The sequence below is a fragment of the Paraburkholderia domus genome (assembly GCF_905220705.1).
GTDB classification, from domain to species: Bacteria; Pseudomonadota; Gammaproteobacteria; order Burkholderiales; family Burkholderiaceae; genus Paraburkholderia; species Paraburkholderia domus.
Map to the genome: position 1 here is coordinate 1 of NZ_CAJNAT010000082.1, position 1447 is coordinate 1447.

Sequence of the window (1447 nt, forward strand, 5' to 3'; positions counted from 1 at the left end):
GGCTGATGGCAGTTGCGCTTCGCTCGTTCTGCCATTTCCTCTTTCTGCGCGGCGATACGGCCCAAGACCTGTATGAGTCCGTGCCCGCAGTTCGTAAGTGGCGACAGTCAACTGTACCGACGTTTCTCACGCCTGAGCAGCAAGAAGCTCTCATTGCATCTGCAGACCGGTCGACTTCGACTGGGTGCCGTGACTACGCAATCCTGCTGTTGTTGGCGCGGCTCGGTCTACGTGCCGGAGAAATAGTTGCCATGCAGCTCGACGACATTCACTGGCGTTCGGGGGAACTCGTCGTTCACGGCAAGGGGCAGATGGTGGAGCACGTTCCCCTGCCATCGGAGGTCGGAGCAGCAATCGCTACATATCTCCGCGATGCTCGCGGAGCGAGTGCATCGCGGCACGTATTCCTCCGCAGATTGGCACCTCGGGTTGGTCTGGCGGGACCGGCGGCAATTGGCAAGATTGTTTGTCAGGCCTTCGCACGTGCAGGTTTCCGCCCCGCGTGCCGTGGTTCCGCACATCTGTTTCGTCACGGTCTGGCGACGACGATGATTCGCCATGGGGCCTCGATGGCAGAAATAGCTGAGGTCTTGCGGCACCGCTCACCGGACAGTACAGCGATCTATGCAAAGGTCGCGTTTGAGGATCTGCGCGGGGTCGCGCGTTCGTGGCCCACGGCGGGAGGTGCAATATGACTGCGATCCGCGAGTCTCTCGTCCGGTACGTGGCAGTCCGTCGTGCTCTCGGGGCGTCATTCTATGAGCCTGCATTGGCACTCGGTCATTTCGTTGATCTGCTGGAACGCGAAGGTGCCGAGTTCATTACAACCGATCTGGCTCTGCGCTGGGCGACGACGCCCGTACTCGTCGAACGCGCTACCTGGGGGCGGCGCCTCTCTCAAGTGAGAGGATTTGCCAGATGGATGAACGTGATTGACAATCGAAACCAGATTCCTCCAGCAGGACTCCTGAGTGCCCGAAGACGGCGCAACGCCCCGCACATTTACACTGAGCAGGAAATTGATCTGCTTATGACCCGCGCCGCTCAACTGCGATCCCGAACCGGCATGCGAGCGCTGACCTATTCGACGCTCATAGGGCTTCTTGTAGCGACGGGCCTCAGGCCAGGCGAAGCGTTTCGGCTCGACCGGACCGACGTTGACCTCGTCAGCGGGATACTTTCCATCCGGGAATCGAAGTTCGGCAAATCGCGCTTTGTTCCTGTCGCAGAGTCGACCCGGGTGGCACTGGAACACTACGTCCAGAAACGCGATCAACTCTGTCCTTTACGATTGAGCGAGGCGTTCTTGGTTAGTGAGCGCGGCAAACGACTGAAGGCAGGCACTGCACGAAGTATGTTCGTCAGAATGTCGCGCGCCGTCGGTCTGCGACCGGCGACAGAGGACGGGCGCGATGGTTACGGCCCGCGCCTCCAAGACTTCCGACAT

General features: G+C 60.1%; 2 protein-coding genes. Both read left to right on the forward strand.

The genetic code is table 11. The annotated features are described in order from the left end of the window. Positions 1–695 (forward strand): site-specific integrase (locus KHO31_RS38950; RefSeq protein WP_211626139.1); only part of this gene is annotated, 695 nt, incomplete at its 5' end. Then, positions 692–1447: tyrosine-type recombinase/integrase (locus KHO31_RS38955; protein WP_211626141.1), on the forward strand; the 756-nt coding region annotated here is incomplete at its 3' end. The genes KHO31_RS38950 and KHO31_RS38955, both read left to right, overlap by 4 nt.